Origin of the sequence: Thalassotalea psychrophila, assembly GCF_031583595.1 — a bacterium.
GTDB classification, from domain to species: domain Bacteria; phylum Pseudomonadota; class Gammaproteobacteria; order Enterobacterales; family Alteromonadaceae; genus Thalassotalea_A; species Thalassotalea_A psychrophila.
Map to the genome: position 1 here is coordinate 2,255,652 of NZ_CP134145.1, position 25,557 is coordinate 2,281,208.

Consider the following 25,557-nt stretch of genomic DNA (forward strand, 5'->3'; position numbering starts at 1 on the left):
CAAGATTTTAGATTCAATAATTAAGTCTAACTTACTTTTCTGATTGTACAAATTTCATAAAGAATACGTTTTGATACCTTTGAAGTTTTGCTGTATCGCTTAATTGAATCGATAAATTAAATTAATCAAACTAATCTATAAAGAGGAACTTTGTATTGAAGTCAATATCTAGCTTAAATATAAAATCTAAACTAAGCTAAATTAAATCAGTTTGTTACAAAGTATTTGTGCTTCTTTCATTGGCTTTATTGAGTTAATTAATGTCAATGATGTAGTCAGTTAACAACACATTAAATCAATTACAAATTCATATCGATAGGCATTATAAACATGGCAGTTGAACAACTACAAAGCAGCATGATTGCGTGTCACCAATGTGACACCTTGTTTAATAGTCCTAAAATTGTCGATGGCCAAGAAGCAATATGTACCTGTTGTGGTACGACTTTATTTGTTCGAAAAAAAAATCATATTAACCGTACGATAGCCGTGTCATCTGCTGGTTTACTGTTTTTCCCCCCTGCAATGATACTACCCATAATCGGTGTAGGGGTGTCGTCGGCAGGCATATACAACGACGCCTCTTTAATCGATTGCATTACTTTGATGATAAACAGTGGTTATTATATTATTGCGTTTGCGGTATTTATCTTCACTCTAGCAGTACCTTTAGTTCGATTAAGTGCAGCGCTTTATATCTCTATTTGCATAAAATATAATTGGTTGAAACCTTCATTATTCACCTTTTTCCGTTCTTACCATATGTTAGATACTTGGTCGATGATCCATGTGTTTTTTATGGGACTCATTGTTTCAATGTATAAGCTCACTTCATTGGCAGAGCTTTCAGTTGATCAAGGGTTAGTCAGTCTTGTGTTGTTATTACTGTGTTCGACTCTTGTATCAATTACCATGGATCCACACAGCATTTGGGATAAATTGGAGTCTGAATTTGGCTAATAAAGCAATGACTTCAAGCTTAGGTAATTGCCCAAGGTGTCATAAACTTAATGTGATGGACTCAGATAAACAGAAATGCTCGCGTTGTCATTTTCATTTTTATCTGCGCAAACCTAACAGCATACAGTTTACTATGGCTTGGACTATTGCTGCGTTGATCATGTTCATACCTGCGAATACATATCCAATGATGGTTTTTTATTCCTTTGGCAATCCAGATGCTTCAACAATATTGCAAGGTATCGCCATATTTATTCAGCTGGGTATGTTGCCGGTTGCGGTGATCATTTTTATTGCAAGTTTTATCGTACCTTTGGGTAAGATTATTGGCTTGTTTGTGTTGATGTATAACGTGAAAAGAAAAGACAAAGTTAACCTAAAACAGCAAGGTAAACTTTACCATCTGGTTGAATTCCTGGGACCATGGTCAATGCTAGATGTTTTTGTCGTTTCAATTATGGCTGCCGTGGTGAATTTAGGTTTTATTACCAGTATTGAGGCCGATAGCGGCATTACTTATTTTAGCCTTATGGTGATCTTTACCATGTTTGCGGCGGAGAGTTTTGACCCTCGTTTATTATGGGATAATGCAAAAGTGGATAATAACAAATGACAAATGACAAAACTGAAGAAGAATTTGAAGCTAAAGTAAGGGATCGGAAGGGGATTTCTGCAGTTTGGCTAGTCCCTGTTATTGCCTTGCTATTTGGCCTTTGGCTAATTATTAGTGCGGTAGCTGACCGCGGGGTATTCGTCACTGTCGAATTTGATAATGCCAGCGGTATTGTTGTCGGAAAAACCGAAGTCAGATACAAGGGGTTAACCGCCGGTATTGTTAAAAACATCGAAGTATCCCCAAATCTGAATAGTGTCATAGCGACAATAGAAATGGTCTCAAGTACACAAGATATGCTTACCGAGCAAGCATTGTTTTGGTACGTAACTGCTGATGTTTCATTTCAGGGGGTGACTGGCTTAGATACCTTGCTATCTGGAAGTTATATTAACTTTCAGCCAGATTTTGACCAAAAAGGTGCTACTCAGAGTCACTTTATCGGCTTAAGCGAGGAGCCTCCATTAGATAAAACCACGCCAGGCTTGCATCTTACCTTGGAAACTCGGTCACTTGGCTCTATTGCTAAAAATTCGCCAGTCACGTTCAAACAGATCAAAGTTGGTTACGTAACCGCGTTTAAATATGATGAAGACTCTGAACTTGTTAAAATTAATGTTTTCATTGAACCGGAATATAAGCACTTAGTGAAAGAAAACTCTCGGTTTTGGAACGCAAGCGGCTTAAATATTTCCGGTTCTTTAACATCAGGTGTAAAAATTAAAACGGAATCACTTGCTTCTATTATTGCTGGAGGAATAGCGTTTGACAACGTAAGTTATGAACAGGAGGAGGCCCCAGCGAAAAATGACAAAAAATACATATTATATGCCGATTATCAAACTGCAGACATGGGCCATGAAATAACACTGTTATTGAATTGGGATTCTGGCATAGACAGTTCAGCAAAAATTATGTACCACGGCTTCACTTTAGGAGGTATTGACAAATTCCTTAGGATTGATGGAGAGTCGAGAACCATAATTGCCACCGCTAAAGTTGATCCAAGAGTGATCCCTTATTTAAATGATGAAACCCAGCTATATGTCGTATCTCCGCGAGTTGAATTAGGTGGAAGTACAAGTATGAGCAATATTATCAGTGGTTCATATATAAGTATTAGAGCATCGAAATCAGGAAATCCACAATCAACCTTTAACGTATTAGCCGAAAAACCGGCTTACAAATATGATGAACCAGGTTTACATTTAGTTTTACAAACAGATGATGTTACTTCGATTAAAAGTGGTACGACTATTTTCCACAAAGAACAAAGTGTTGGTAGTGTACAGGCTATAGAAAATAGCGGACCGGGTAAATTTTTGGTTCATATTCATATTAAACCTGAATTTCAAAATTATGTTTCAAAAGACAGTCGCTTCTGGAATTCAAGCGGCTTTCGAATCAGTGGTGGCTTACAAAGTTTTGAAGTACAGGCTGAATCTGTACAATCTATATTAGCAGGGGGGATTGCCTTTGATACTGGAATTAGCGAAGCGTATGAATCGCCTGAAAACGGTAATAAATTTAGGCTTTATCGCAACATAGATGTAGCACAACAGCGTCAGCAATTTAAGCTGTTTACCGCGTACGTTAATGGGGTGAGTAATAAAACTAAAGTTATTTTTAGAGGAGAAACTATCGGTTCAGTACATCAAGTTACAAAAGACAAAAATGGCGCGATTTTAACCGTTGGAATCTTTCCCGAGCATAATTACATTTTAAAGGAACATTCTAAGTTTTGGCTGGTTAAACCCGAATTAAGTTTGTCTGGGTTTACTGATATTCAAGCGTTATTTGGCGGTCCGTACATCAGTCTTATTGTTGGTGATGGCAACCCCGAGGATCAATTTGTTTTATCAACTCAATCTCCTGCAAAGCATCATAGCTCATCTGGATTGCAGTTAACTCTTACCACTAAGGAAAACGCCGTAGTAATACCTGGTAGCGCGATTAGTTATCGTGGTATTAATGTCGGACAAGTGGATAACGTAACACTCAATAAAAAGCACCTAAATAAAGATGTTAATATTACCATTGCTGAAGAATACAGTTCTTTAATCAGTAATTTTACTCGTTTTTATAATGTTAGTGGTGTGACGGCAAGTGGTGGTATTGGTAACTTTAGTATAAAAACAGAATCGGTTGATACTATCCTTCGTGGTGGAATTAGTTTTTATAATTCTGAACAGCACACTGAAAGTGTACGGGCAAATGAAGGACAGATATTTACCTTATTTAACCACATAGATCATGCCAAATCAGCAGGTTTAGCCATATCAATTTATTTTGATGATATTGACGGAGTTCACGATAATTTAAAAATAAAATACAAAAGCCAAGATGTAGGCATTGTTGAACATCTCATATTTGATGAAGATAAAGAAGGCGTAACGGTTGTTGCCTATTTAAATGATTTAGGTAAAAGGTTTGCTGTTACCGATACCCAGTTTTGGTTGGCCAGAAGTGAATTTGGTTTAGTTGGTAATAAAGATATAAGCACACTCGTAACCGGTGGTTTTATTGGGATATTACCAAGTGAAAGCGAGCAAGTTCAAAGTGAATTTGTTGCCAACCATATCGCCCCTGCTACAGAGCAACTTTCTTACGGTTTAAACATTAAATTAACGGCGAATCGTTTAGGCTCAGTTCGTGTTGGCAACCCCATTTTATATCGCCAAATTCAAGTAGGGAAAGTTATTGGTGTTGATTTGGCACCTCTTGCTAATAAAGTAAACATATTTATCAATATTGCCCCTCGATACGCCCCTTTGATAACAACGCAAAGTAAATTTTGGAATACAAGTGGAATAAACATAGATGCGGGTATGTTTTCTGGCGTGACCATTGAATCAGAGTCAATTGAAACCTTGGTTGCTGGCGGTATCGCATTTGCTACTCCTGAAATACCTGAAAATGAGAGTCTTCCAGCAGATTTTGTCTTTGCATTACATGACCGATTGGAAGAAAACTGGTTGGATTGGCAGCCTGAGATAAACTTAAATAATTAATATAGTTCATTATTTTATTGTCTTTGTTTCATTGTTATTTACGATATTTTTACTATATTTTTATAGGTGCAACACAATAATTAACACATTCAAATAAAAAGACTAAAAATATTTATGAAGAACCTATGTTTGTTAACCTTGTTTACCGGTGTTTTATCATCAACGGTACATGCCAGTAGTTTGTATCTAACTGAATTAAATACAACAGACGTTTCCTTAGCTGGAGCAGGAATATCTGCTCGTGCTGCGGATGCTTCTACCGCTTTTACCAATCCCGCAGGTATGACTCGGCTAACTGAAGATCAGTACGAGGCGATGCTAATGCCGATCTATGTCTCTCTTGATTTTGATTTAAATGAAGATGCAACATCCCAAGGCCATACAAATAATTCAGAAGCAGTGCTTCCCAGTGGTGGTGCTTACTACGCTAACAAAGTAAACGATGATTTTTCATGGGGGCTGGCTCTGGTCGGTTATTTTGGTCTAGGCCTTGAATATGGAATTGAGTGGGCCGGACGATATTATATTGATGAATCAATATTACAAACCTTGGGTCTGCAGCCATCGGTGGCATACAAGGTAAACGATAAATGGTCTGTAGGTGCTGGGGTGGTGGTTGGGTATTCCACCTTAAGGCAAACCTTAGCGGTTAATAACCTAGACCCGCAACTTGGTGATGGAAAGATTACCCTTGAGGACAGTGAAGTATCTTATCAATTTAATTTTGGGGTTTTGTACGAGCTAAGTCAATCAACCCGTTTTGGCATGCAATATTTAACCGAAACAGATTTAGACTTTGATGATGTAGCTTCGGTAAAAAATATTGGCCCGTTTTACCAAGGAATATTCAACCGCAGTGGCTTAACGGGCAGTTCTGTTGATATCACCATGACTCTTCCGCAATCGATAAACCTTAGTGCATTTCATCAAATAAATAGCCATTGGAATATGCTTGCCAGTGCATCTTGGCAGGAGTGGTCTAAATTTGGCACATTAAATATCTATATTGATGCCAATGAAGGGATTCAATCAACGTTAGAAAAAAACTTTGATGATGTTGTTGCAGCTTCAATTGGTGGCCAATATCAATGGAGTGACACCTTACAGCTCAGCTTTGGAACAACCTATCAAAGCTCTATGGTTGAAGACAAATATCGCACACCAGATTTACCTTTATCTGACAGTGTCCGTTTAGGTTTTGGTACTAAGCTTGACCTTGACGAACAGTCATCATTAAAAATTGGTTATGAATTATTATGGTTAGGTGATATTAAGCTAGACCAAGAGCGAGGCCCTCTTACTGGACGGTTAGCGGGTGAATACAAAGATTCAGCCATGCATTTTTTCAGCATAGGGTACAGTTCTAATTTTTAACAACCAACATTTTATGTAAATTTACTAGAAGTAAATACTTATATTTGAGGAAATAAAATGAATATCATTCGAAGTCGCAATACTTTACCGCTTGTCATTATTTGTTTTTTTACAATGCAAGTCTTCGCGCAGGATATAGAAGACATATCGTCATTTCAGTTCAAACATGATGAAATTGTTCCTTCTGTTTTTAATTCACCTTCCTATAACTTTAGTGAACTTAAAAACAATCAGTTTTATTTATACGCCAGTGATAGTGACAGCTCAGGTAATGGCCTAACACCTGAACAACAAGCGAAGCGTTTAGAGATTATCGCAAAAATGACGGCGAATCCTATTGGTAACGCTTGGATGATTTGGCTACAAAATGACTGGTCTCATTTAGAGGGTGATTTTCTTGATGATAATGACCTGGGTGGTCAAATGGTCAATTCAACAAAGTTCCAACCGGTAATGCCATTTCCATTTAAAATAGGTGATGATGATTGGAATTTTCTTGTTCGTCCGGTATTACAATATCAATCGGTCCCTTTAAGTGAACAAGGGGGATTAACACCTAGTGATAGAACATCCAGTATGGGTGATACGGCACTTTTAACATTAGTCGGTCCAAGTAAACTTGATGGCTTTGTTTGGGCGGTTGGTGCTACGCAAATATTCGATACTGCTGAAGAAGATGTTACTGGCCAAGGTAAATATCAAGTAGGACCAGCGGTTCTCGTCGCTTCTTTAGCAAAAAATGCTGGTGGTTGGAATCGCGGTGCTCTTTTTCAGCATTGGTGGTCACAATCAGGCGATGAAGACCGTGCAGACACCAGCCTTACGGATATTCAATATTTTGTTAATTATCGGTTGAGTACAACTGAGCTTGTCGGTATGAGCCCTAATATCAAATACGATTGGAAAGCCGCGGGTGGACAACGACTAACTTTACCTGTGGGGTTAGGTTATTCAAATGTATATCAACTAGGTCCTTTACCGGTAAGAGTCGCTGTCGAATTACAATATAACGTTGTACGACCTGACGATTTAGGCGTAGATTGGAATTTACGATTTATGTTTATCCCTGTCTTGCCAAATCCATTTGTTGAATTTTAACGGTCGGCATTAGTCGTAGAAGCCTTCATGTCGCCAATATTAATTGTTAATCCGTTTAAAAAAAAGGGATCTAATAGATCCCTTTGTTAATGAATGCGTTATTAGAGCTTATTCTAATGAACCTTCCGCTTCAATATCGGCCAGTGGGCGGTATTTGATTCTATACATAAGCATATAAAATACTGGTACTGCAAATAATATTAAGAACGTAGCAACCGCTAAACCAACCATCATAGATGCTGCCATTGCTTTAAAGAAGGCATCTTGTAATAGTGGGATCATACCTAATATTGCCGCTATCGCTGTTAATGATACTGGACGAACCCTTGATACAGCGCCATCAAAAATAGCTTTGTAATCTTCAGCCCCTTTGCCTTGATAAATACTTATTTGGTCGATCAATACAATACCATTACGACACATCATACCGGTCAAACTTAACGCACCAAGCAAGGCCATAAACGTAAATGGCATATCAAACAATAGTAAACCACCAACAACACCTATGATTGATAACGGCACAACAAACCAAATGACCAAACCTTTTTTAAGCGAGTTAAATAATAAAACAGTTAGGAGAAACATAGCTAGGTAGCCTGCAGGGATTGTTGCTAACACATTCTTTTTAGCATCACTGCTTTTCTCATGCTTTCCACCCCAAGCCATTGAATAACCAACAGGTAATTCTGTTTCAAATTGCTCGAAATCAGCAAGCATGGCATTTCGTACTGTTGCCGCGGTAATATTTTTAGTGACATCATAATCGGCCATTGCAGTAATGGTACGCATCCTATCGCGACGTAAAATATAGGCATCTTCAAAGGTGATATCAAAGCCGTCAACAACTTGTGAAATTTGCACATAGTCTTGTTTAGCAGCGCTGAAAATGTTCAATTGTCCCAGATTTTCTAATGATAAACGTTCATTTTCAGGTGGTCTGCTTACCACTGGCATCATCTTAGTGCCTTCTTTATAAAGTCCTATTGTTCTGCCAGAGAAGTTTTGACGAATCGCTTCATCAAGTTGTTTTTTGCTAATACCTAAACGTCGGCCATTTATTTCATTGTAAAGAGGGCGTATGACTTTCGAGCGAGCCATCCAGTCGTCTCTTACCGCTTCAGTACCAGGCGTAGCACGCATAATAGTTTTAGCTTTTTCTGAAAGTTGACGTAGTACTAGTGGGTCGGCACCAGTAAGACGTACTTCGACTGCACCTTTAGGCTGCGGCCCGACAGAGAAACGTTTCAAGTTAAGCGTTAATTCAGGAAATTTATCAACAGCTTCCTGCTTGATTTTTGCAATTGTTGGTACCACATCATCTGGTGTTTCAACCATAACTAGAATGTTTGCATAGTTATCAAAATGTTTCTCTGGAGCGTAAGACAACATAAAACGTACGTGTCCACCGCCAACGGCTGACGTGGCTTGCGTAACCTTTTCTATTTCTAGTAGGTAGTTTTCAATCGCTTTAACTTTATCTTCCATAGTGCGAATGTCAGTGCCATAACCATCCCATACATCAATTTGAAATTGCTTAACTGTGGATGCTGGAAAGAATTCTGGTTTAACCAATTTAAAACTTTTACCAGCTATAACCAGGGCAAGTATCATTACAATGGTAAAGATCCATGGAAAACGCATGCATACATTCAACATTGACTTAAATGACCTAAATACTATGCCTCCGTATGGGTCATGCTCTTGCTCGCCATGACCATCAAATTCGCCATCTTTGTACAACAAATCACAAAAGAATGGCGTTATTGTTACTGCCGTTACCCAACTTAAGAATAATGAAAAGTTTAATACCCAGAATAATGAACCGACAATCTCACCGGTTGAGTCTGGAGATAAACCAATAGGTGCAAAGGCAAGTACTGCAATAACCGTGGCAATCAATAATGGGTATTGCGTTTGTTTTACAATGGCAATCATCGAGTCCCATTTAGAGTTGCCTTTTTCCATGCCAATAATAAGGCCTTCGACAATAACGATGGCATTATCAATCAACATACCTAAAGCAATAATTAATGCGCCTAGTGAGATCCGTTGCAGCTGAATACCTTTCATTTCCATTAAAATAAACGTACCAGATATTGTAACAACTAAAATAAAGCTAATTAACAACCCAGCTTTTCGGCCCATTGTAAATAACAATACAAAGAAGATAATGACACAGGCTTCAAGTAAGTTTCCTAAAAAGCCTTTAACTGATTTATCCACTTGCGCTGGCTGATTGTAAACAAATTCATAGTCGATACCAATAGGGCGCATTTCTTCAAGTTCTGTTAATCGTTCTTGAACACGCTTGCCAATGGTAACTACATTTACTCCAGGGGCAAATGAAATACCAAAACTTATCGCTTGTTGTCCATTTAAAGAGATAACTTTTGTCGGCTTATCTTTAAATCCTTTGTAAACATTAGCAACATCAGATAAATAAACTAAATTAGACGATCCTATCGGGCTTAACACGGTATTTTTTAAATCGTCAATAGTTTGATATTCACCTGTTGGGCTAAAACGAACTACTTCTTCGCCCATATGAATGTCACCAGCATTAGACACCACATTTTGGTTTGCAAGAGCAAGCGAAATGGTATTAGTTGTTATGCCTTGATTTGCGACCTTAGCGCGGTCAATTTCGATAAATATCTGTTCTTGCGCATCGCCACTTATTGCAACTTTACCTACACCGTCGACAATAAGAATTTCACGTTTTAAATAATCTGCATATTCTTTAACTTTAGCTAAGTTATGACCATCACCTTTGATTTGCAGCATCATACCGTAAACATCACCAAAATCATCGTTGATCATTGGAGTTGAAGCACCTTTAGGTAACAGGTGTTGTACGTCAGAAATCTTTCTGCGCATATCATCCCATACTTGTTGGACGTTTTCAGGCGTTACAGTTTTAGGGATTCTAAAATCAATTTGAGACAAGCCATTACTTGACCATGAGGCAATATAATCTACCTGTTTCATATTCTGCAACGCACTTTCTAACACATGCGTAACTTCTTCTTCTACTTGTTGTGCAGAAGCGCCAGGATATAAGGTAACAATTACTGAATTTTTAATGGTAAAGTTAGGATCTTCTAACTGACCTAATTCAAAGAAATGTAGTATTCCGCCAAACAAAAGAATGATGGTAATCATCCAGCTTACAAGGGAATTCTTCATTGAGAAGCCGGCTATTCCGCCACCTGTCTTGGTTTGTTGTAAATTAGTGGTAGTCATGGCTTAAATACCTCGCTCTTTAATCCATGCTCTTACTTTAGTGTCATCTACTAAAGAGTTTACACCTGCAGCAACAATAACATCACCTGGTTTTAGGCCGGTTGTAACTTGCATGCCTTTACTGCTTAAACCATTTACTGTTATTAATTGTTTGCTTACTCGCATTGTTTCTTGATTCACTTTCCAAACCGCAAATTGTTTATCTTCTGGATTGGTTTCTGCCGGAGAGAATACTGCTTCAATAGGTACTAAAGAGTATTTATCAATGTTTGAAATAACATGATCCAATTCAATTTTTACATTGGCGGTCATGCCTGGAGCCAAGTAAACGCCTTCAGGTTTATCCATATGCAAAACAACAGTGTATGAACGTGAACGAGGGTCTGGTTGGTTATCAATTTCTTTAAAGGTTGCTCTAAACTCTTTGTCTTGCAGTATTTCTGATGATGTAAAAATTACTGCTGGCCTATATGACTTCGACCCTTGCGATATCCGGCTAAGAATCGACTCTGGTAGTTGAAAACTAACATCGATGCCATCTTCATCATGTAATACAAAGGCAGTATTATTCGCTTTTACTGCTTCATGATTTTGCACGTTTTTACTCGAGATTTTGCCATCATATGGAGCACGAAGAATAGTATAGGCTAAGTTGTTTTCAGCATTTTCTAAATTAACTTTTGCTAAAATCTTTTGCGCTTCAGCTTCATCAAATTGTGCTTGCGAGGTCAATTCTAATGACAGCATGCGTTTAAACCGAAGGAATGTTTTTTCGGCTAAATTAAATTGTGCTTTTGCAGTTGCAACGTTAACTTTAAAATCAGTTGGGTCCATTTTAGCAATAACATCACCTTTTTTAACTAATGAACCTGCTACAACATTAACTTCAATTAATTCACCACCAACACGAAATGCTAATTCCGTTTCATTTGATGCTTTAATTAACGCTGGAAAATTCTGATCAAAACTACTTGTATGATCATTCACAGTATAAAGTGTTGCTGGACGAACTACGTCTTTAACTTCTTCAATTACAGGTTTAGAACAACCGACAAGAAGCACGATTGGTAATAGAATGGCTTTATTTAAATAAGCTTTTCTGTTTAATGTTTTCATTTGTATATCCAATAAATTTAATCAAAAAATAAATTCAGTAACAAATTGATCATTGAATTCCCAGAACTTAAGTATAGCTGCGAATTGTTAATCAATATTAAATGCATTGGACAATCACTCTTTGCCCACCTGCATCGCAAAAATTAAAAGTTAAAAATCAGGCCTATGCTAGGTCCATGGGTGACGGTGTCATATTGAAAGTATCCAGGTTGACCTTTCGAACCTTCGTCAAAATCTACCCACGTCGCTTTATAATTTAAATCTAGGGTCATAAGATCATTTATGTTATATAAAACACCTGTTTTCACAGTAGAGGTAAAATCAGCACCGATACCGAAACCGCCAACATCTAGGTGAGCCTGAAACGTCCAGTTTTCAGCAAATTTTTGTTGTACGCGAAGACCTATAACGGGGTCCATCCAGTCAGCTTTCTCTTCTATGGAAATGCTACCAGAGGTGAAACCAGGGTTAAATGATGCTTCAAGATCATTATCCCACCAACGAAAACCAGCAATAATATCAACGTGACCATTGGCAATTTCGGTTCTATTAACTGCTAATCCTTCAAAAACACCTTGGCGAACGTCAGCCTTGATTCGGCTTCCATTGTCATTTTTCTTAGTACCGCCTAAATCCATATAACCATAATCAAATACCATGCCCCAACCGGAGGTGTGATGTGCTTCAAAATGAAGCATTGCACCGCTTTCCAGGTTGTTCAATATCGTGTCAAAGTTAACGCTAAGTTCAGTATTAGGAGCTCGGTTTACGGTGGCATCACCATCGATGGTTGTTGCCATAATATAAGGCTCTATTTGAAAGTCCCAATCGTCGGCTTGTACCGTAGTAGATATGCTTGTCAGTGCTGCTAAACTTAATGCTTTTGTATTTAATTTCATGCTAATTTTCCAAGTGATTTAAGCAATATTGTGAATATTTATGTGCGCATTTTAGTCATTTAGAAAATAGTTAGAACCAAATTAAATATATAGTCCTATAAATAAAAGTAATAGTGCATATATATCAGCAAGTTAATTAAGAATGTCTCTGAATAATGTTGTATCTCATGTTGCCTGAGAGTTGATGGCTTGTAGTGTACTGGTTATGAGGTGGTAAGTGAGATGTAAATATTGCTTTGGCTGTAGTTTTTATTTCGAATAGATAAATAACAACTTGAACCTTTCTTTTAAGAACGAGTCTTGTGTGTATTTAGAGTACAATAATGGTTTATTTTAAGGTTGAATTTTCATTACATTAAATTTGTACTGGCTAATCTTAACAGAGTATAAGCGCTGAAGATAACTATGTACCAAATAGGGTTGCAGTGTAAAGTTTTGCTAATTATGTTCAAGGTCCTATCCTCTGTATAAATTTCAAAAATATCGTAAAAATAAAATTGATTAATAAAGTAGGGCGTTACAGTATTAATCATTCCGCTACATTTGGTTGCATTTTAGATACAAAATAAGCAAAAAAGAAATTAATTATGTTTTTAGCGCTATAATTACAGCTTATAGTAGGTTAATTGTTGTTCCTTTATACTTGTCTACTATTCTTCAATATTATGTTTTAATTAAGGAAAAAATTTGTCACGAAATATGAGAAATATTGATCTAAATTTATTGCCGGTATTTTCAGCGTTAATGCGAGACAAAAATTTAAGTCACACAGCCGAAAACTTAGGAATGACCCAACCTGCTGTTTCACAAGCGTTGAAGAGACTACGCTCCCTTTATAATGATCCCCTGTTTGAACGTAAAGGGGGAAAAATGGAACCTACTTTAAAAGCAGAGTCGATTTATCCAGGGGTTGAAGTTATTTTGAACAATGTGTTACACACTTTACCTGAACAAGATAAGTTTGACCCAAAAACATCGAATAAACATTTTCACGTCAATATTTTAGGCGTAGCACATAAATTATTCATGACCAATGTCATTAAAAAGCTTGCTCAAATTGCACCTAATATCTCTGTCACTGTAACTTCTGATCTTGTTGAAGATATTGAAAAGTCATTGCGCGACAGAGTATACGATTTGCATATCGATTATTTGAAAGGTGAGCAAACAAGTTGCCATCAAGAAGCTATCTTTAGCGACGATCTATACATCATGGCAAGAAAGAATCATCCTAGGTTACAGGGTCTTAAAGAAATAACGGTAGAACAATATATGGCAGAGTTTCATGCCGCTATAACACCAAGATCAGATAATATTTATCCACTGCTTAAAGCAATTAAAGATTTACCAATAGTTAGGGAAATTCGCTACACCAACAGTAGTATCAGAAATATTATTGAGATTGTTGGAGTGACGGATTATCTTTGTATCATGCCCCTTGGAATGCTAGCTTCAATGATAAACTACCAAGACTATATTTGGTTCAAACCGCCATTTTATACCAAAAATATGGATGCTTATATGAGTTGGCATTGGGCAATGGAACATTTTCAGTCACACAAATGGCTTCGAAGTGTCATTATTGAAAGCTGCAAAGAACTAAAACGACTTGATTAAAATAATATCGACAGGTTTATTTATTCAATTTAATTAAATCTTTATAATTTAAATTTTTGGTTTTATTGTTTTTTCTATTGCCAAGTAGTAATTTTTTACCTTGCAAAACCGTAATGGCAAGCTTATTACCTTCACCGGTTCTATAGGCTGTTTGTAATAATTGAGCAATCAATATTTGTTTTTCCTCACTATGCTCAAAGTACTGCTTTAACGTTTCAATATCATCTATGTCAGCATCAATAATCAGGTAAAGGATGGCACAAGCTTGTTGATAATCCTTATTGCTAAGTGCCATTAAAAATAGCTTTTTTTGTTGACGATACTGTTGCCGGGTTATTTTTTTGTAGAAACGTACTAAGGCAACTCTATTGCGGATAGTGGCGACGATAGTTGTTACCAATAAGGTTAAAGTGAGTAACGTTATAAACGTCATCATTAAGGTTTTCAGGCTAAACAGTTTTCCTGAAAAGTCGATGTATTGAGTTAACTTAAAAGAGCTGTCACCAACAACAGACCAAGTCACTTCAGGTAGAATCACTGTTTCTAATTGCTGTTCGACAGTGTTCCACCAATAAAAATGTTGCTCGGCTAAGGTATAATCTCCAACTTGTTCAAAGTAGTAGGTAAACGATTCTATGCGCTTACCTATAAGAACCCCTCGATTGCTTTGATCAGTCAAATTTGCAGGCTTTTGGTAAATACTTACGCCTTCTAATTCTGGTTTAGTCAGTTGTGGCAACATCATTGCAGGTACATTTTCCGCAGAGAATGTTATTGTTCGGGTAATCGCATTACCTATCTCGACTTCCTGTGGTGACTCTGTTCCATTTTCAACATTAATGCTTAAATTTGAAGTGACCACGTAATCTGCATATGGCTCGAGCTCTGGCGGTAGATGGGCATTAAAGCTTAACTTTTCAGTATATAATTTTCCCGAGGCATTTGGACCTGATGCCTGGTTTACTGAGATGTTTACCTCGATACTTGGTAATGTATACGTACCGGCTTTCATTGGGTACAAGGTTATTTCCCTAAGCTGGGTGGCCCATGTTTCACCGTCTATTCGCTTGCTGCCATTAATAACCACTTCATTGTTGGCAAGCATAACTACTTCTTCTATTGCAAAAGGTACAACTGATATTCCTCCAGCAAACCAGCGGTTGGTCGCGATGTGTATCTCTATTACTACCGGTTGTTTGGCAATAATATTGTCATCATTTTTAATTTTTGCTGAAATTGTTAATTGATCGCTGTTCACTAACTGTTGTAGGTCATTTGCATAAACGGAATTTGAAAAACTAAACAAAAAAGTAAATAAAACAACTAATTTTGCAATTGAACGTATCACTTTTTTGGCCATCAGCAAACACTTAACGGTAATTGTAAAAGTGCTTTTATTGATCATTTTCAGCCCCTTTAGCGTTTAATTCGCTTTCCTGCCTTTGCAATTGCATGTGGAACTTTTGTCCCAAGAATTGGGCCGGATTCTTTTGAACTTGACGCAGCCACATATCATTAAGATTGGCATCAAGTAACAATTGCTCAGCGGAAAGTTGTTCTATTTCTTGAGTTTGCGCTTCTTTTTTGTCTGCACCTTCTCCCGTTTGTGGTTCATCACCGAGCTCTTTAGGGCTATCTCCTTCCTCAGCTTTTTGGCTTTCAGACATTCGATTGACTTCATCGATTATCGCTTGAACAATCGCTAAGTTTTGTAATGCGGCGCTATTCTCTGGGTAGTCATTTAAGATTGCTTGATACACAGCTCGTGCTTTAACATAACGCCTAGCGTGGGCTAAAGCATTACCTTTGGCTAACCTGTCACCGACATGATCGTATTGACTATACAGTAATGAAGCTTGTTCAAATTGCTCTGCTCCGTATAAGCTAAATGCTTGCCATCGTGTATTGGTAAACACTTTGGCGGCAAGGTCATACTTTTCAAGTTTGAATAATATTTGTCCTTGTTGGTCTTTGGTCAACCAAATATTGGCAAATTGTTGAGGTTTAACGTAAACAAAACCTGCAAGTAAAATGAGCATTACACAAATGAAATATATTTTGTATTTGTTATATATAGTTTTCACCTTGCTTATAACAGGGTGATTTAACTTAAATCGAATTATAATTTGTTGGTGGAGAGAATTTACCATTGCAGAGTCCAGCCTCGACGAAACCAAAATAAAAACATTAACGCAAGGACGAATACCAGCGGGTAACCGGCATCAAGCCACGGGCGACCAGCGTCTTCTACGATCACTAGATTATTTTCAATAAAACGGTTTACTCGTTCAACATCTTGGTTATCGTGTGTAAGCTCAACGATTCGACCACCACTTTCATCGGCTAAATTTTGTAGTTGGGCCAGTTGTATAGGGATGATGTTTTTATCTGTATCCAGTGTTTGTTCTGTGTTTCCTATGGCCCAGACAACCAATTGATGTGGTTGAACATTAAAAAAATCAGAAAATTTTGCCACTGTTTCTGCGGTAGCACCATCGCCAATCAATAATAACGAACCAGGAACTTTAGTAGGGGACAACATAGATTCCGTAATAGGTAATACTTTTTCGGGTAGCTTGCCTTGCATTGGCATTAAATTGCTATCCAAGGCATCTAAAAAGTGGCTGATCATCTCTGTGTCTTTAGTAATTGGCATTACCGTATGGGCACTACCTGAATAGGCTATTAGGGCAGTGTTACTGTCACCTCGCAATTCAAGTAGTTCTATGATTTTATGTTTAGCTCGTGCTAAACGAGATGGCTGCACATCACTCTGCTGCATCGTTTTTGACACGTCTAACGCTATCACTAAGGCTGAATTGTCTTCAGTTAGAGGCGACGGTTGTTGCTGCCAAGTTGGGCCTGATAAAATTAAACACAGTAAAAACAAGCAGTATTGACCTAACCTTCTAGGTGATAACCAATGATTGGTATTTCCTTCTACGTTGAGGTGGTCAATCATTTCTGTTGACATAATAGGGCGCCAAGTTGCTAAAGTATCACTGCGTTTAATAAACGCATTGATTAACCAATACCCAACGATAAGCGCCAATAACCAAAAGGGTCGTAAAAAATGAAAGTGTTGAAACTGCATTAACTCGTTCATAATACGTCCTTGCCTGATGCAATGTTTGATTCATTTAGTCGTTTTACTTTACGATTGTTATAAGCAAAAACTAAATTTACAATAGTAAACGCCAGTAAATAGAGTACTAACATCACCATAAGTGGGTAATGATGAGCGCTCGTTCTTGGTCGAAATGACTTACTGTCAAACAATTGTGGTTCAAGCTTGTCGATTTGTTGATAAACTTGCTGCAACTCTTCTCTGTTAAGTGCTTCGAAAGCCGCACCGCCGGTTACGTTTGCAATTTCATCAAGTACAGCTAAATCTACTTTCTTTTCACCTACAGCTTCAGGATCACCTACTGCAATGGTATATATTTTAATGTTGTATGCAGCGGCAACTTTTGCCGCATCTATTGGCGGTACTTTTGAACCAGTGTCATTACCATCGGTGAGTACAATTAACACCCGGTGCTCTGTTTGCTCATTTTCAAAGACACTAATGGCTAATCCTATGGCATCACCAAAAGCCGTACTTTGACCGGCCATACCTATATCTGATTCTTTTAATAAATCAAGCCAGGTATCTATATCGGCTGTAAACGGCGCCTGCAAATAAGGAGCATTACCAAATAAAATAAGCCCTAAACGATCACTCTCTCTGCCTTTAGTAAAATCAAAAAGTACATTTTTTACCGCATCTAAACGGTTTATGGTTTGACCTTGCTGGTTGGTAAAGTCCTGCTCTGCCATTGAACCAGATAAATCTACGGCGACCATAAGATCTCTGGCAGATTTTTGCTGAGTGATAGGTTGACCAACTATTTCAGGCTTTGCCATCGCAATAACAATACACAGCCATGAAATTAGCACAATCACGCCTTGCAGAAGCTTTCGATTTAAAATTACAGCGCCATGTTGCGGGGTTTCACCGGTTACATCGACTAATCGCTCAAAATAAGGCACCTGCAGCGACTGTTTTCGTTCTTTATAAACAGGAGCTAACCAAAAGATTAGAATTGGGAACGGTATCAATACAAAAAACCAAGGATAAACAAATTCAATCATTTAACCTCCTATGGAATTTTAACCACAGACTAATTTCATTGATCACACTGTTCAGCTGCTCTGGGCTGATTTCAAAGCCAGGATTGTAGGATAGTTGGTGTAAAATGCCTGAACAATTCTTTTTAAAATTACTTTGCTCACATTGTTGATCAAGCCATTCCTCCCAGTCTTTACCACTAAGCTGGGTAATGTCATTTCGACCAAACGCATGTAAAGCACTGGCACGAAGCAGGGCGGGGAGTTGATTATGAGTTAAATAAGAGTGTTGGCTCCTTGAATGTTTAATTTCAAAAAGGCACTTTAATGCATCACGTCGATAAGCATCTTCTTGATAATGTTTAATGGCAAAATAAATTCGTTTGAACGCTAGTAATAAAATAATAATGAACAGCAATTGCCAACCTATGGTAGTCGGCCACCAACTAATCGCATCCGGTTGACTGGTTTCAATGATATCTAAAACTAAGTAATTGCCCCATGGCTCAGGAAAAAGTCTCATTAGCCTACCTTACCTAACTCTTTACGGAGCTGTTTCTCTATAGGCTCTAAGGTATTTAAAAAAAGCAAAGGGATGCGGTTTTTTCTTGTCGCAGATTCAAATCGGTTTTCTTGTTGTTCTATACTGGCCCGGTATTTATCTTGCGTGTTACGGTTTAAAGAAGAAAACTGAATTTGTTTTTCGCCATCACTAACCACCATATTACTCATTTCTGGAAGTTGCTGTTCGAGTGGATCATATATTTGGCAGGCGATAACGTCATTATGCTGACGAATGTTTTTTATTAACTGTGTACTTTTAGTATCCCAACCGTGACCATCACCTACAATTATGATCAAAGCATTATGACCACAAATGTGGCTGAGTTTAATCAAGGCTTCATTGATTGAATTAGCATTAGACTCCCGGCCTTTACCTACTTTCAACTGGTGGTTCATTTTAACCACCTCGGTTAAAACGTTAACAACATGTTGTTTGCCTCGTTTGGCCGGCACAACTTTTACCTTGGTATCATTAAAAATGATTGCACCTATGCGATCACCGCTGTCAGTAACTTTCCACGCCATTAACGCCGAGATTTCAGCAGCAATGACCGATTTCATTTTATTTGTGCTACCAAAAAACATTGAACTTGATTGATTAACCACTAAATACACATTGCGCTCACGCTCTTCTGTATACACTTTAATATGAGGCTTACCAGTGCGACGGGTAACCTTCCAGTCCATACTTCGAATATCATCGCCGGGACGATAATGACGTAGTTCTTCAAAGTTCAGGCCTCTACCACGTAATTTTGAGACGTTTTTACCACTTAGAGCACTGTTAACCGGTTGTTTTGTTAAAAATGAAAAGCCTTTTGCCTGATGCTGTAAGCGACGCAAATCGTTAATATCAACGTAAACGTTTTTGCTCTTGTTAACTGCTGCGCCAGTACTGTCATCTGGAGTATCGCTTGCATTTGACCTATCTTTTTTCATTAAAGAATTTCACTCTTATAGCGTGCGTTAAGTCTAAAGTTGCGTATTAAATGGTTAAGTTACGCGGTTGCCACTTGCCGTAAAATTTCATCAATTGCCTGATCGGCCGTAATGCCATCAGCTAACGCATCGTAACTGAGCATTAACCTGTGGCGGAGGACCGCATGGACGATAGACCGAACATCATCAGGATCAACAAAGTCCTTACCGTTTAACCAGGCTTGGGCTCTTGCGCATTTATCCAGGGCAATACTAGCTCTAGGGCTAGAGCCAACACTGATCCAATGTTGCAATGGCGAGTCAGGGTAACGTTCAGGTTTTCTGGTTGCCATGACTATAGCCACTAAATAGTCAACAATGGTGTCACTCATTTGCACCGCATGAATTTCTTCGCGCGCATTAAAAATATGTTGAGGATCAATTTTCTCAATCTGCATGGTGTTTGTCATTTCTTCAGAGCGTACCAGTTTTATGATTTGCGCTTCGGCATCATCATCTGGATATTCGAGGTTTATTTTCATAATAAACCTGTCCATCTGAGCCTCTGGCAGAGGGTAGGTACCTTCTTGCTCCACTGGATTTTGCGTCGCTAAGACCATAAACAAATCAGGCAGTTTATAGGTTTTGCCGGCAACTGTTATTTGCCTTTCTTCCATTGCTTCTAGCAATGCCGCTTGAACTTTAGCCGGTGAGCGATTGATCTCATCAGCCAACAACAAATTATTAAATATCGGCCCTTGTTGAAAGGTAAGCACGGGTTTGCCATCAACTTCTTGATAAACCTCTGTGCCTGTAACATCTGAAGGTAATAGATCAGGGGTGAATTGTACCCTACCCAAGTCAACACTTAAGGTACTGGCAAGGCTTTTAATCGAACGGGTTTTTGCTGTGCCTGGTAACCCTTCCAATAGCACATTACCGTTAGTTAATAAGGCAAGCAGTAATGACTCAATAACGTGGGATTGTCCAATAACCGAGGTTTGAATTTGAGCTTTTAATTGTTGTAGGGCTTCAAAGCTTTTGCTCATAATCTGATCCTATATTTGTAAATTAAACACTAATATCACTTTCGTGGCGTGTATGTTGTTCATATAACTACAGTGTAAACGATACATAATGTCATTAAAGTTAATTATTTAACTAGTACTATTAGTATTGTTTATAGTAGCTTCATGTCTCGTTTGTTCAGTAAAAGCTACTTATTGTTATCAAGTTTTTGTTGCAACTGATCAACCACGTTTTTTGGCGCTACAGTTGCTAACTCACTTAAGCAATGTTTAGCTTGAAAAGCCTTGTGTCTGATCAGCATGTCACACAGACCATAGAGGTATTGTGGGTTGCCGCCTATCTCATAAGCTTTCTGCAATGCTTGTTGCGCTTTGGCTTTTGACGTTGATTCAACACTTAAACCATAAACATAATGAAAATTCTCATTTTCTGGTTCTATTTCAATAGCTTGTTTAAAGCGTTCAATTGCTTGAGGTGTCTGTTTTTTACGAATATGAGCCAGACCAATACTATAAGCAAAATTGCCATTATCTGGTATTGCTCGCATACCTTGTTCTAAAACGGAAATAGCTTTACCGTCCTGATTTTGGCGTCGAAATAAATCGGCTAAATTTATATAGGCATTAGCAAAAATAGGTTCTATTCGTATGCCTTCTTTGTAAGCCGATTCGGCTTTATTATATAGTGCTTGATGGGTATAAACATTGCCCTTATTAGTATGGGCATAACCTCTATCACTATTAAAGTTTTGGACATCAATATATTCGTTTAATGCAGGAGTTAAGTGTTCTTTATTAGCGGCAGAAAGTTCACTCCATAAAGGGATCAATGCCAGAGCCGCTTCGGTACGAACGCTTAGCACTTTATCTGCCAATAAAGGAGCAACAACTCTCCAACGTTCTGCGCCTCGTATGCCTATTGCGCCTCTAATTGCACCTACACGTATAGTACTATCAGGGCTTTTTGCACCTCGTGCAATGGCAATCAAAGTATTTGTATCAGCAAAGGGTTGCATCCGTGCTAACGCAGAAGCTCTTACTATGTCTGAGTAATGAGTGTTTTGAGCAATTTGTGAAAGGGGAGTCGCCATACTGGCCATATTTCTATCTGCACCGGCAAATACTGGAGCAAAATGACGTTCACTGGTTATTGTAGAATCGGGGTACCATTTTTCAGTGTTGCCTTTACTCCATTGGCTAGTTTTATCAGTATGACAACTTAAACATGTATCAGGCGTACCAAGTGCTTCCGCTATATCAGGGCGAGGTATGTGCCATGCATGGTCAGCTCTATCGTCCACTTGCATGTAGGTCGTCTCAGGCATATGACAACTTACACATTGTGCACCGGCCGAGTCGTCTTTGTGGTGGTGATGTTGCTCGGAGGCATAGGTTTTTGGTAAGTGACATTGCAGACACACGGATTCTTTAGCTATGGTTAACTTTGCGCTATGAGGATCATGGCAATTACTGCACACCACACCATTCTTACTCATTTTGCTTTGTAAGAATGAGCCATAAACAAAATCTTCATCATAAATTTGGCCATCCGGGTAATACAAGTTTGGCTCTAATAGGCTTAAAAGGTACCTGTCACCAAATTCTTTGCTTTTGACATGATCTTTATCACTTATTTGTACATGCCGAGAATGACATTGCGCACAAACTAGGGTTTGCTCACTATGTTCTATTTTCTCTGGAGTTAATGTGGTTTTGCCTTGTTCTAATACCCAGTTACTTACTGATTTTGTTATGTTGCGCTTAAAGCCAGAAAATTTTACCTTTTTGTCTGCACTGTCGGTCCAGGTTAAATGCTCACTCGCGGGACCATGACACGCCTCACAGCCCACGTTTATTTCTTTAAAACTGGTTTTGTAAGTATTGGTTTTTACATCGAAATTCTTTTTAACATCGGTAGAATGACAATCAGCACACATGTAATTCCAGTTTTGGCCATTGTTGGTCCAAAAATATTCTTGATGATTCTGAGTAAATTGTGGGTATAAATCAAACCAGCGCTGACCACCATTATCCTTCGTACGGGAATCCCAGGCAAAAGGGATCAGCTGTACTCGACCATCGCTAAATTCCACCATGTATTGCTGCAGGGGTTCATAGGCGAAGGTGTATTTAATTTGGTAATCATGAAACTTTCCATCAGGGCCTTCTATATTTACCCAGTACTGGTCTTGCTTCATGTAAAAGCGATTGGTTTTTCCTCTAAATTCAAGACTAACATTATTAAAGTCGCCTAGTACTGAGTCTGGCTTGGCATGGCGCATAGCCATATCATGGTGAGATCCTTGCCATGCTTTAGCTTGTTCATTGTGGCAATCAGTACATTGCTCTGTGCCCACGTATTCTGCGGCAATAACTTTGCAGCTTAATATTAGTAATACTAAATTTATTATAATTAATGTTAAAAGCTGATAAGTTGATCTCATATTATTTCTTACTCAAAGCTAAACGAAAGCCAATGTCGGGCATGCGAACGTTGTTGGTAGCGCCATCACGACGATATACTTCTGATTCATCAGGGTCAAACTCATAGCCAGAGCCACGAATAACCTTCATGGTTTTTTGTTTAGGATCTGTTGAACGCACGAAAAGTGGGTTGGTCCTTGGCTTTTTACTGTAGGTATTTCGATCCATATCGTCTTGGCAAAACTCCCATAAGTTCCCCGTCATATCGTATAAACCTAACTCATTTGGTTGCTTTAAAGCGACCGGTTGGCTTCTATTTTTTGAGTTCGCTTGATACCAGGCAACATCGGCGATATCGTTTGAACCACTGTAAATAAAGCCTTTCGACTTCTGCCCACCTCTTGCGGCATATTCCCATTCCGCTTCTGTAGGTAAACGAAACTCCATTCCTGTTGCTTTGTTCAAACGTTCAATGAAAATCTGCACATTAAACCAACTAATGTTATTCATAGGGCAGGTAGCACAGGTAAAGTAAGCTGTATTCCATCCCATAATCTCTTCCCACAGTAAAGCTTGAACTTCAGTTTTGCCAATGTAAAAGCCATCAAGGCTAACTGTATGTACGGTATTTTCTCTGTTTCTTGCCGTAGGTGCGTCAGAGCCCATTAAAAAACTTCCACCTTCAACCCAAATCATATCGTTTAATAGAGCGTTTTTAGCTGTGCTAGAAAGAGTATGTGCAACTACTGCTTTACCATCTGTTGTACCATTTTCTATGTCGTCACTGGCATTTGCATTGTGACCTAAGACTATAAAAAATATAGTAAAACATGTTAGTTTAAGATTAACCTTACTTAAAAATTTCTTCAAGGATTTTTCCTTCTGATGCTGATGGTGGTTTAATATTTAGTAGTGCAGATAATGTTGGTGCTACATCAACAGTCTCCACTCTTCGATAGATATGTTTTGCTGTTATACCTGGACCTGCAAAGATAACTGGCACAAATGTATCGTACGTCCAAGGAGCGCCGTGAACCGAAGTTACTTTTAGGCCATCAAGGTCATTGATAAATTCTTGCGGTTTATAAACGATGTATATATCACCAGAACGACCAGGGTAATAATTGTTTATTACGGCCGTGTTGAGTTTGGTATTACTTAATGAGCCACGTTCAATATTGTTACTGGCAATCGCTCTGTACACGTCTTTATCTAAAAGTATAGCTCTGGCAATTCGATTCTGTACGTCAGCCAGAGGTAAGTTGTGTTTGTCTATCACGTTATGGTTAAGGTAGATGTATGGGTGATGGTAGCCTTCAATTAAGTCTTCTTTGATGCCTAGTGTCTTTTTAACATTAACGATAGGTGCAAAATCTTCCCACTTGTTTTGATTTACGTTTTTACCTTGCAGTTGCTGCTCTTGTAAATAACCAGGAGCATCGGGACCACCATGGTCTGCTGATAACACGATAATGGTATTATCTAAACCAACCTGCTTATCAATAAAGCTTAATAAATCAGCTAATGTTTTGTCTAACCTTAATAAATTATCTTCACTTTCAAGGCTAGAAGGCCCGAAAAAATGACCAATATAATCAGTTGCAGATAAACTGATCGACAAATAATCAGTAACATTATCCTTACCCAACTTTTCATTGATAATGAGTTGTTTGGCAAAATCTACGGTTAGCTCATCACCAACAGGACTTATGGTAAGTAGGGTACTAAAGTACTTGGAATCGCCAAAGGAGTGTGGAAATGTTCTGCCATATTTGGCTAAATCCATTTCCCATTTGTTATCATCTTTATCGGCAAATAAATAACTTTTTTTATCGTGTAACAATTCCCACTTCTTATTCAAATACGTTGCTGGAAGTTTTTTTGCGTTCCAATCAGTTACCCAACTTGGGTATTCTTCATAGTAATAACTACTCGACACAAACTCTTGTTTTGCCTTTGAAAACCAAAGCGCTTTACCACCGTGGCCAGCCATAGATACAGCGCCTCTATCTTTTATTGAAACGCCAAATACTTTCGATTTTCCAGCACTGGCAATAAGAATTTCGTCAGAAAATGTAGAGCTACTGATTGTATTTGGTGAGCGGCCATCGACATTGGCGGCTTTTTGGGTTGGATCAATTTCCGTTTTTTTATCAACGTCTGCATTTTTCGACAGCAAATGATATTTTGGATCTTCTATATTATAAACCGTGGTACCTGCTTTACGGTCATACCAAATATTACCGATTAAACCGTGGCTGGATGGATAAGCGCCGGTCGCTAAAGTAACGTGACCAACAACCGTTTCATTGTTTGCATGGTTATGGTGAGCATCTCTATATACAGTCCCTTGTTTTAGAAGATAGTTAAAGCCATTGTCAACAAATCTATCTTGATGTTGAAAGGGCATATCACCACGCAACTGATCAACGGTTATTTGTAAGATTAATTTCGGTTTAGCATTTTGCGCAGCCAAAGATACATCCATCATTGGAAAAAAGAAAACTGCACATGCTAAAGAGAAGTAAATCAAAGCTTGTCGCATATTGCATTTAACGAAATGAAAAGTTTTCATAGATAAC

19 protein-coding genes are annotated in these 25,557 nt (G+C 38.2%); 6 read left to right on the forward strand and 13 right to left on the reverse strand.

Annotation, left to right across the window (positions count from 1 at the left end; genetic code table 11):
• Positions 1–330: 330 nt before the first annotated feature.
• From RGQ13_RS09160 to RGQ13_RS09180, 5 genes are all read left to right on the forward strand, one after another.
• Complete coding sequence (locus RGQ13_RS09160; protein WP_348393246.1) at positions 331–960, forward strand: paraquat-inducible protein A; 630 nt, start codon at positions 331–333, stop codon at positions 958–960.
• A complete protein-coding gene (locus RGQ13_RS09165; RefSeq protein ID WP_348393247.1) occupies positions 953–1,573 on the forward strand; it encodes a paraquat-inducible protein A in 621 nt (206 codons plus the stop codon). The genes RGQ13_RS09160 and RGQ13_RS09165 overlap by 8 nt, the downstream gene beginning before the upstream one ends.
• Positions 1,570–4,584, forward strand: coding sequence for an MlaD family protein (locus tag RGQ13_RS09170; protein WP_348393248.1), 3,015 nt, complete (start codon positions 1,570–1,572; stop codon positions 4,582–4,584). The genes RGQ13_RS09165 and RGQ13_RS09170 overlap by 4 nt, the downstream gene beginning before the upstream one ends.
• Before the next feature lie 114 nt (positions 4,585–4,698).
• Entirely contained in the window at positions 4,699–5,958 is a 1,260-nt protein-coding gene (locus tag RGQ13_RS09175; protein WP_348393249.1) for an OmpP1/FadL family transporter, read from the forward strand.
• Positions 5,959–6,015: 57 nt separating this feature from the next.
• Positions 6,016–7,056 carry a hypothetical protein gene (locus RGQ13_RS09180; protein WP_348393250.1) on the forward strand — a complete coding sequence of 347 codons (1,041 nt, stop codon included), beginning with the start codon at positions 6,016–6,018 and terminating at the stop codon, positions 7,054–7,056.
• Between the two features lie 108 nt (positions 7,057–7,164).
• Here RGQ13_RS09180 and RGQ13_RS09185 read toward each other — a convergent pair whose 3' ends face one another.
• The 3 genes from RGQ13_RS09185 to RGQ13_RS09195 form a co-directional block, all read right to left on the reverse strand.
• Complete coding sequence (locus tag RGQ13_RS09185) at positions 7,165–10,299, reverse strand: efflux RND transporter permease subunit (RefSeq protein ID WP_348393251.1); 3,135 nt, start codon at positions 10,297–10,299, stop codon at positions 7,165–7,167.
• Between the two features lie 3 nt (positions 10,300–10,302).
• Positions 10,303–11,415: an efflux RND transporter periplasmic adaptor subunit gene (locus RGQ13_RS09190; RefSeq protein WP_348393252.1), complete on the reverse strand. Its 1,113-nt coding sequence runs from the start codon at positions 11,413–11,415 to the stop codon at positions 10,303–10,305.
• 143 nt (positions 11,416–11,558) lie between these two features.
• Positions 11,559–12,314 (reverse strand): hypothetical protein, encoded by a 756-nt coding sequence (locus tag RGQ13_RS09195; protein ID WP_348393253.1) that lies wholly within the window; start codon positions 12,312–12,314, stop codon positions 11,559–11,561.
• Positions 12,315–13,001: 687 nt separating this feature from the next.
• Between RGQ13_RS09195 and RGQ13_RS09200 the strand changes: the two genes are divergently transcribed.
• Positions 13,002–13,931, forward strand: a complete 930-nt coding sequence (locus RGQ13_RS09200; RefSeq protein WP_348393254.1) for a LysR family transcriptional regulator — start codon at positions 13,002–13,004, stop codon at positions 13,929–13,931.
• A 16-nt stretch (positions 13,932–13,947) separates the two neighbouring features.
• Here the strand turns inward: RGQ13_RS09200 and RGQ13_RS09205 are convergent, their stop codons facing one another.
• The 10 genes from RGQ13_RS09205 to RGQ13_RS09250 all read right to left on the reverse strand — a co-directional run bounded on the left by RGQ13_RS09205 (position 13,948) and on the right by RGQ13_RS09250 (position 25,550).
• Positions 13,948–15,336, reverse strand: coding sequence for a hypothetical protein (locus tag RGQ13_RS09205; RefSeq protein WP_348393255.1), 1,389 nt, complete (start codon positions 15,334–15,336; stop codon positions 13,948–13,950).
• Positions 15,326–15,970, reverse strand: coding sequence for a hypothetical protein (locus tag RGQ13_RS09210; protein ID WP_348393256.1), 645 nt, complete (start codon positions 15,968–15,970; stop codon positions 15,326–15,328). The genes RGQ13_RS09205 and RGQ13_RS09210 overlap by 11 nt, the downstream gene beginning before the upstream one ends.
• A 104-nt stretch (positions 15,971–16,074) precedes the next feature.
• A complete protein-coding gene (locus RGQ13_RS09215; RefSeq protein WP_348393257.1) occupies positions 16,075–17,037 on the reverse strand; it encodes a VWA domain-containing protein in 963 nt (320 codons plus the stop codon).
• Entirely contained in the window at positions 17,034–18,065 is a 1,032-nt protein-coding gene (locus RGQ13_RS09220) for a vWA domain-containing protein (RefSeq protein WP_348393258.1), read from the reverse strand. The genes RGQ13_RS09215 and RGQ13_RS09220 overlap by 4 nt, the downstream gene beginning before the upstream one ends.
• Complete coding sequence (locus RGQ13_RS09225) at positions 18,058–18,564, reverse strand: DUF4381 domain-containing protein (protein WP_348393259.1); 507 nt, start codon at positions 18,562–18,564, stop codon at positions 18,058–18,060. Before RGQ13_RS09225 ends, RGQ13_RS09220 begins: the two co-directional genes overlap by 8 nt.
• The gene (locus RGQ13_RS09230; RefSeq protein ID WP_348393260.1) at positions 18,564–19,544 is read right to left on the reverse strand and encodes a DUF58 domain-containing protein; all 981 of its coding nucleotides are present in this window, start codon (positions 19,542–19,544) and stop codon (positions 18,564–18,566) included. Before RGQ13_RS09230 ends, RGQ13_RS09225 begins: the two co-directional genes overlap by 1 nt.
• 59 nt (positions 19,545–19,603) lie before the next feature.
• Positions 19,604–20,572: an AAA family ATPase gene (locus RGQ13_RS09235; protein ID WP_348393261.1), complete on the reverse strand. Its 969-nt coding sequence runs from the start codon at positions 20,570–20,572 to the stop codon at positions 19,604–19,606.
• A gap of 167 nt (positions 20,573–20,739) precedes the next feature.
• Positions 20,740–22,995 carry a multiheme c-type cytochrome gene (locus RGQ13_RS09240; RefSeq protein ID WP_348393262.1) on the reverse strand — a complete coding sequence of 752 codons (2,256 nt, stop codon included), beginning with the start codon at positions 22,993–22,995 and terminating at the stop codon, positions 20,740–20,742.
• Position 22,996: 1 nt separating this feature from the next.
• Positions 22,997–23,845: a formylglycine-generating enzyme family protein gene (locus RGQ13_RS09245; protein ID WP_348393263.1), complete on the reverse strand. Its 849-nt coding sequence runs from the start codon at positions 23,843–23,845 to the stop codon at positions 22,997–22,999.
• Positions 23,826–25,550 (reverse strand): alkaline phosphatase family protein, encoded by a 1,725-nt coding sequence (locus RGQ13_RS09250; protein ID WP_348393264.1) that lies wholly within the window; start codon positions 25,548–25,550, stop codon positions 23,826–23,828. The genes RGQ13_RS09245 and RGQ13_RS09250 overlap by 20 nt, the downstream gene beginning before the upstream one ends.
• Positions 25,551–25,557: the final 7 nt, after the last annotated feature.

What these genes read in the sequence shown, in the direction of transcription:
- RGQ13_RS09160 (WP_348393246.1), top strand. Translation starts at nt 331, where the DNA reads ATGGCAGTTGAACAACTACAAAGCAGCATGATTGCGTGTCACCAATGT.
- RGQ13_RS09170 (WP_348393248.1), top strand. Translation starts at nt 1,570, where the DNA reads ATGACAAATGACAAAACTGAAGAAGAATTTGAAGCTAAAGTAAGGGAT.
- RGQ13_RS09175 (WP_348393249.1), top strand. Translation starts at nt 4,699, where the DNA reads ATGAAGAACCTATGTTTGTTAACCTTGTTTACCGGTGTTTTATCATCA.
- RGQ13_RS09180 (WP_348393250.1), top strand. Translation starts at nt 6,016, where the DNA reads ATGAATATCATTCGAAGTCGCAATACTTTACCGCTTGTCATTATTTGT.
- RGQ13_RS09185 (WP_348393251.1), bottom strand. Translation starts at nt 10,299, where the DNA reads ATGACTACCACTAATTTACAACAAACCAAGACAGGTGGCGGAATAGCC.
- RGQ13_RS09190 (WP_348393252.1), bottom strand. Translation starts at nt 11,415, where the DNA reads ATGAAAACATTAAACAGAAAAGCTTATTTAAATAAAGCCATTCTATTA.
- RGQ13_RS09195 (WP_348393253.1), bottom strand. Translation starts at nt 12,314, where the DNA reads ATGAAATTAAATACAAAAGCATTAAGTTTAGCAGCACTGACAAGCATA.
- RGQ13_RS09205 (WP_348393255.1), bottom strand. Translation starts at nt 15,336, where the DNA reads ATGATCAATAAAAGCACTTTTACAATTACCGTTAAGTGTTTGCTGATG.
- RGQ13_RS09210 (WP_348393256.1), bottom strand. Translation starts at nt 15,970, where the DNA reads ATGCTCATTTTACTTGCAGGTTTTGTTTACGTTAAACCTCAACAATTT.
- RGQ13_RS09215 (WP_348393257.1), bottom strand. Translation starts at nt 17,037, where the DNA reads ATGAACGAGTTAATGCAGTTTCAACACTTTCATTTTTTACGACCCTTT.
- RGQ13_RS09220 (WP_348393258.1), bottom strand. Translation starts at nt 18,065, where the DNA reads ATGATTGAATTTGTTTATCCTTGGTTTTTTGTATTGATACCGTTCCCA.
- RGQ13_RS09225 (WP_348393259.1), bottom strand. Translation starts at nt 18,564, where the DNA reads ATGAGACTTTTTCCTGAGCCATGGGGCAATTACTTAGTTTTAGATATC.
- RGQ13_RS09230 (WP_348393260.1), bottom strand. Translation starts at nt 19,544, where the DNA reads ATGAAAAAAGATAGGTCAAATGCAAGCGATACTCCAGATGACAGTACT.
- RGQ13_RS09235 (WP_348393261.1), bottom strand. Translation starts at nt 20,572, where the DNA reads ATGAGCAAAAGCTTTGAAGCCCTACAACAATTAAAAGCTCAAATTCAA.
- RGQ13_RS09240 (WP_348393262.1), bottom strand. Translation starts at nt 22,995, where the DNA reads ATGAGATCAACTTATCAGCTTTTAACATTAATTATAATAAATTTAGTA.
- RGQ13_RS09250 (WP_348393264.1), bottom strand. Translation starts at nt 25,550, where the DNA reads ATGAAAACTTTTCATTTCGTTAAATGCAATATGCGACAAGCTTTGATT.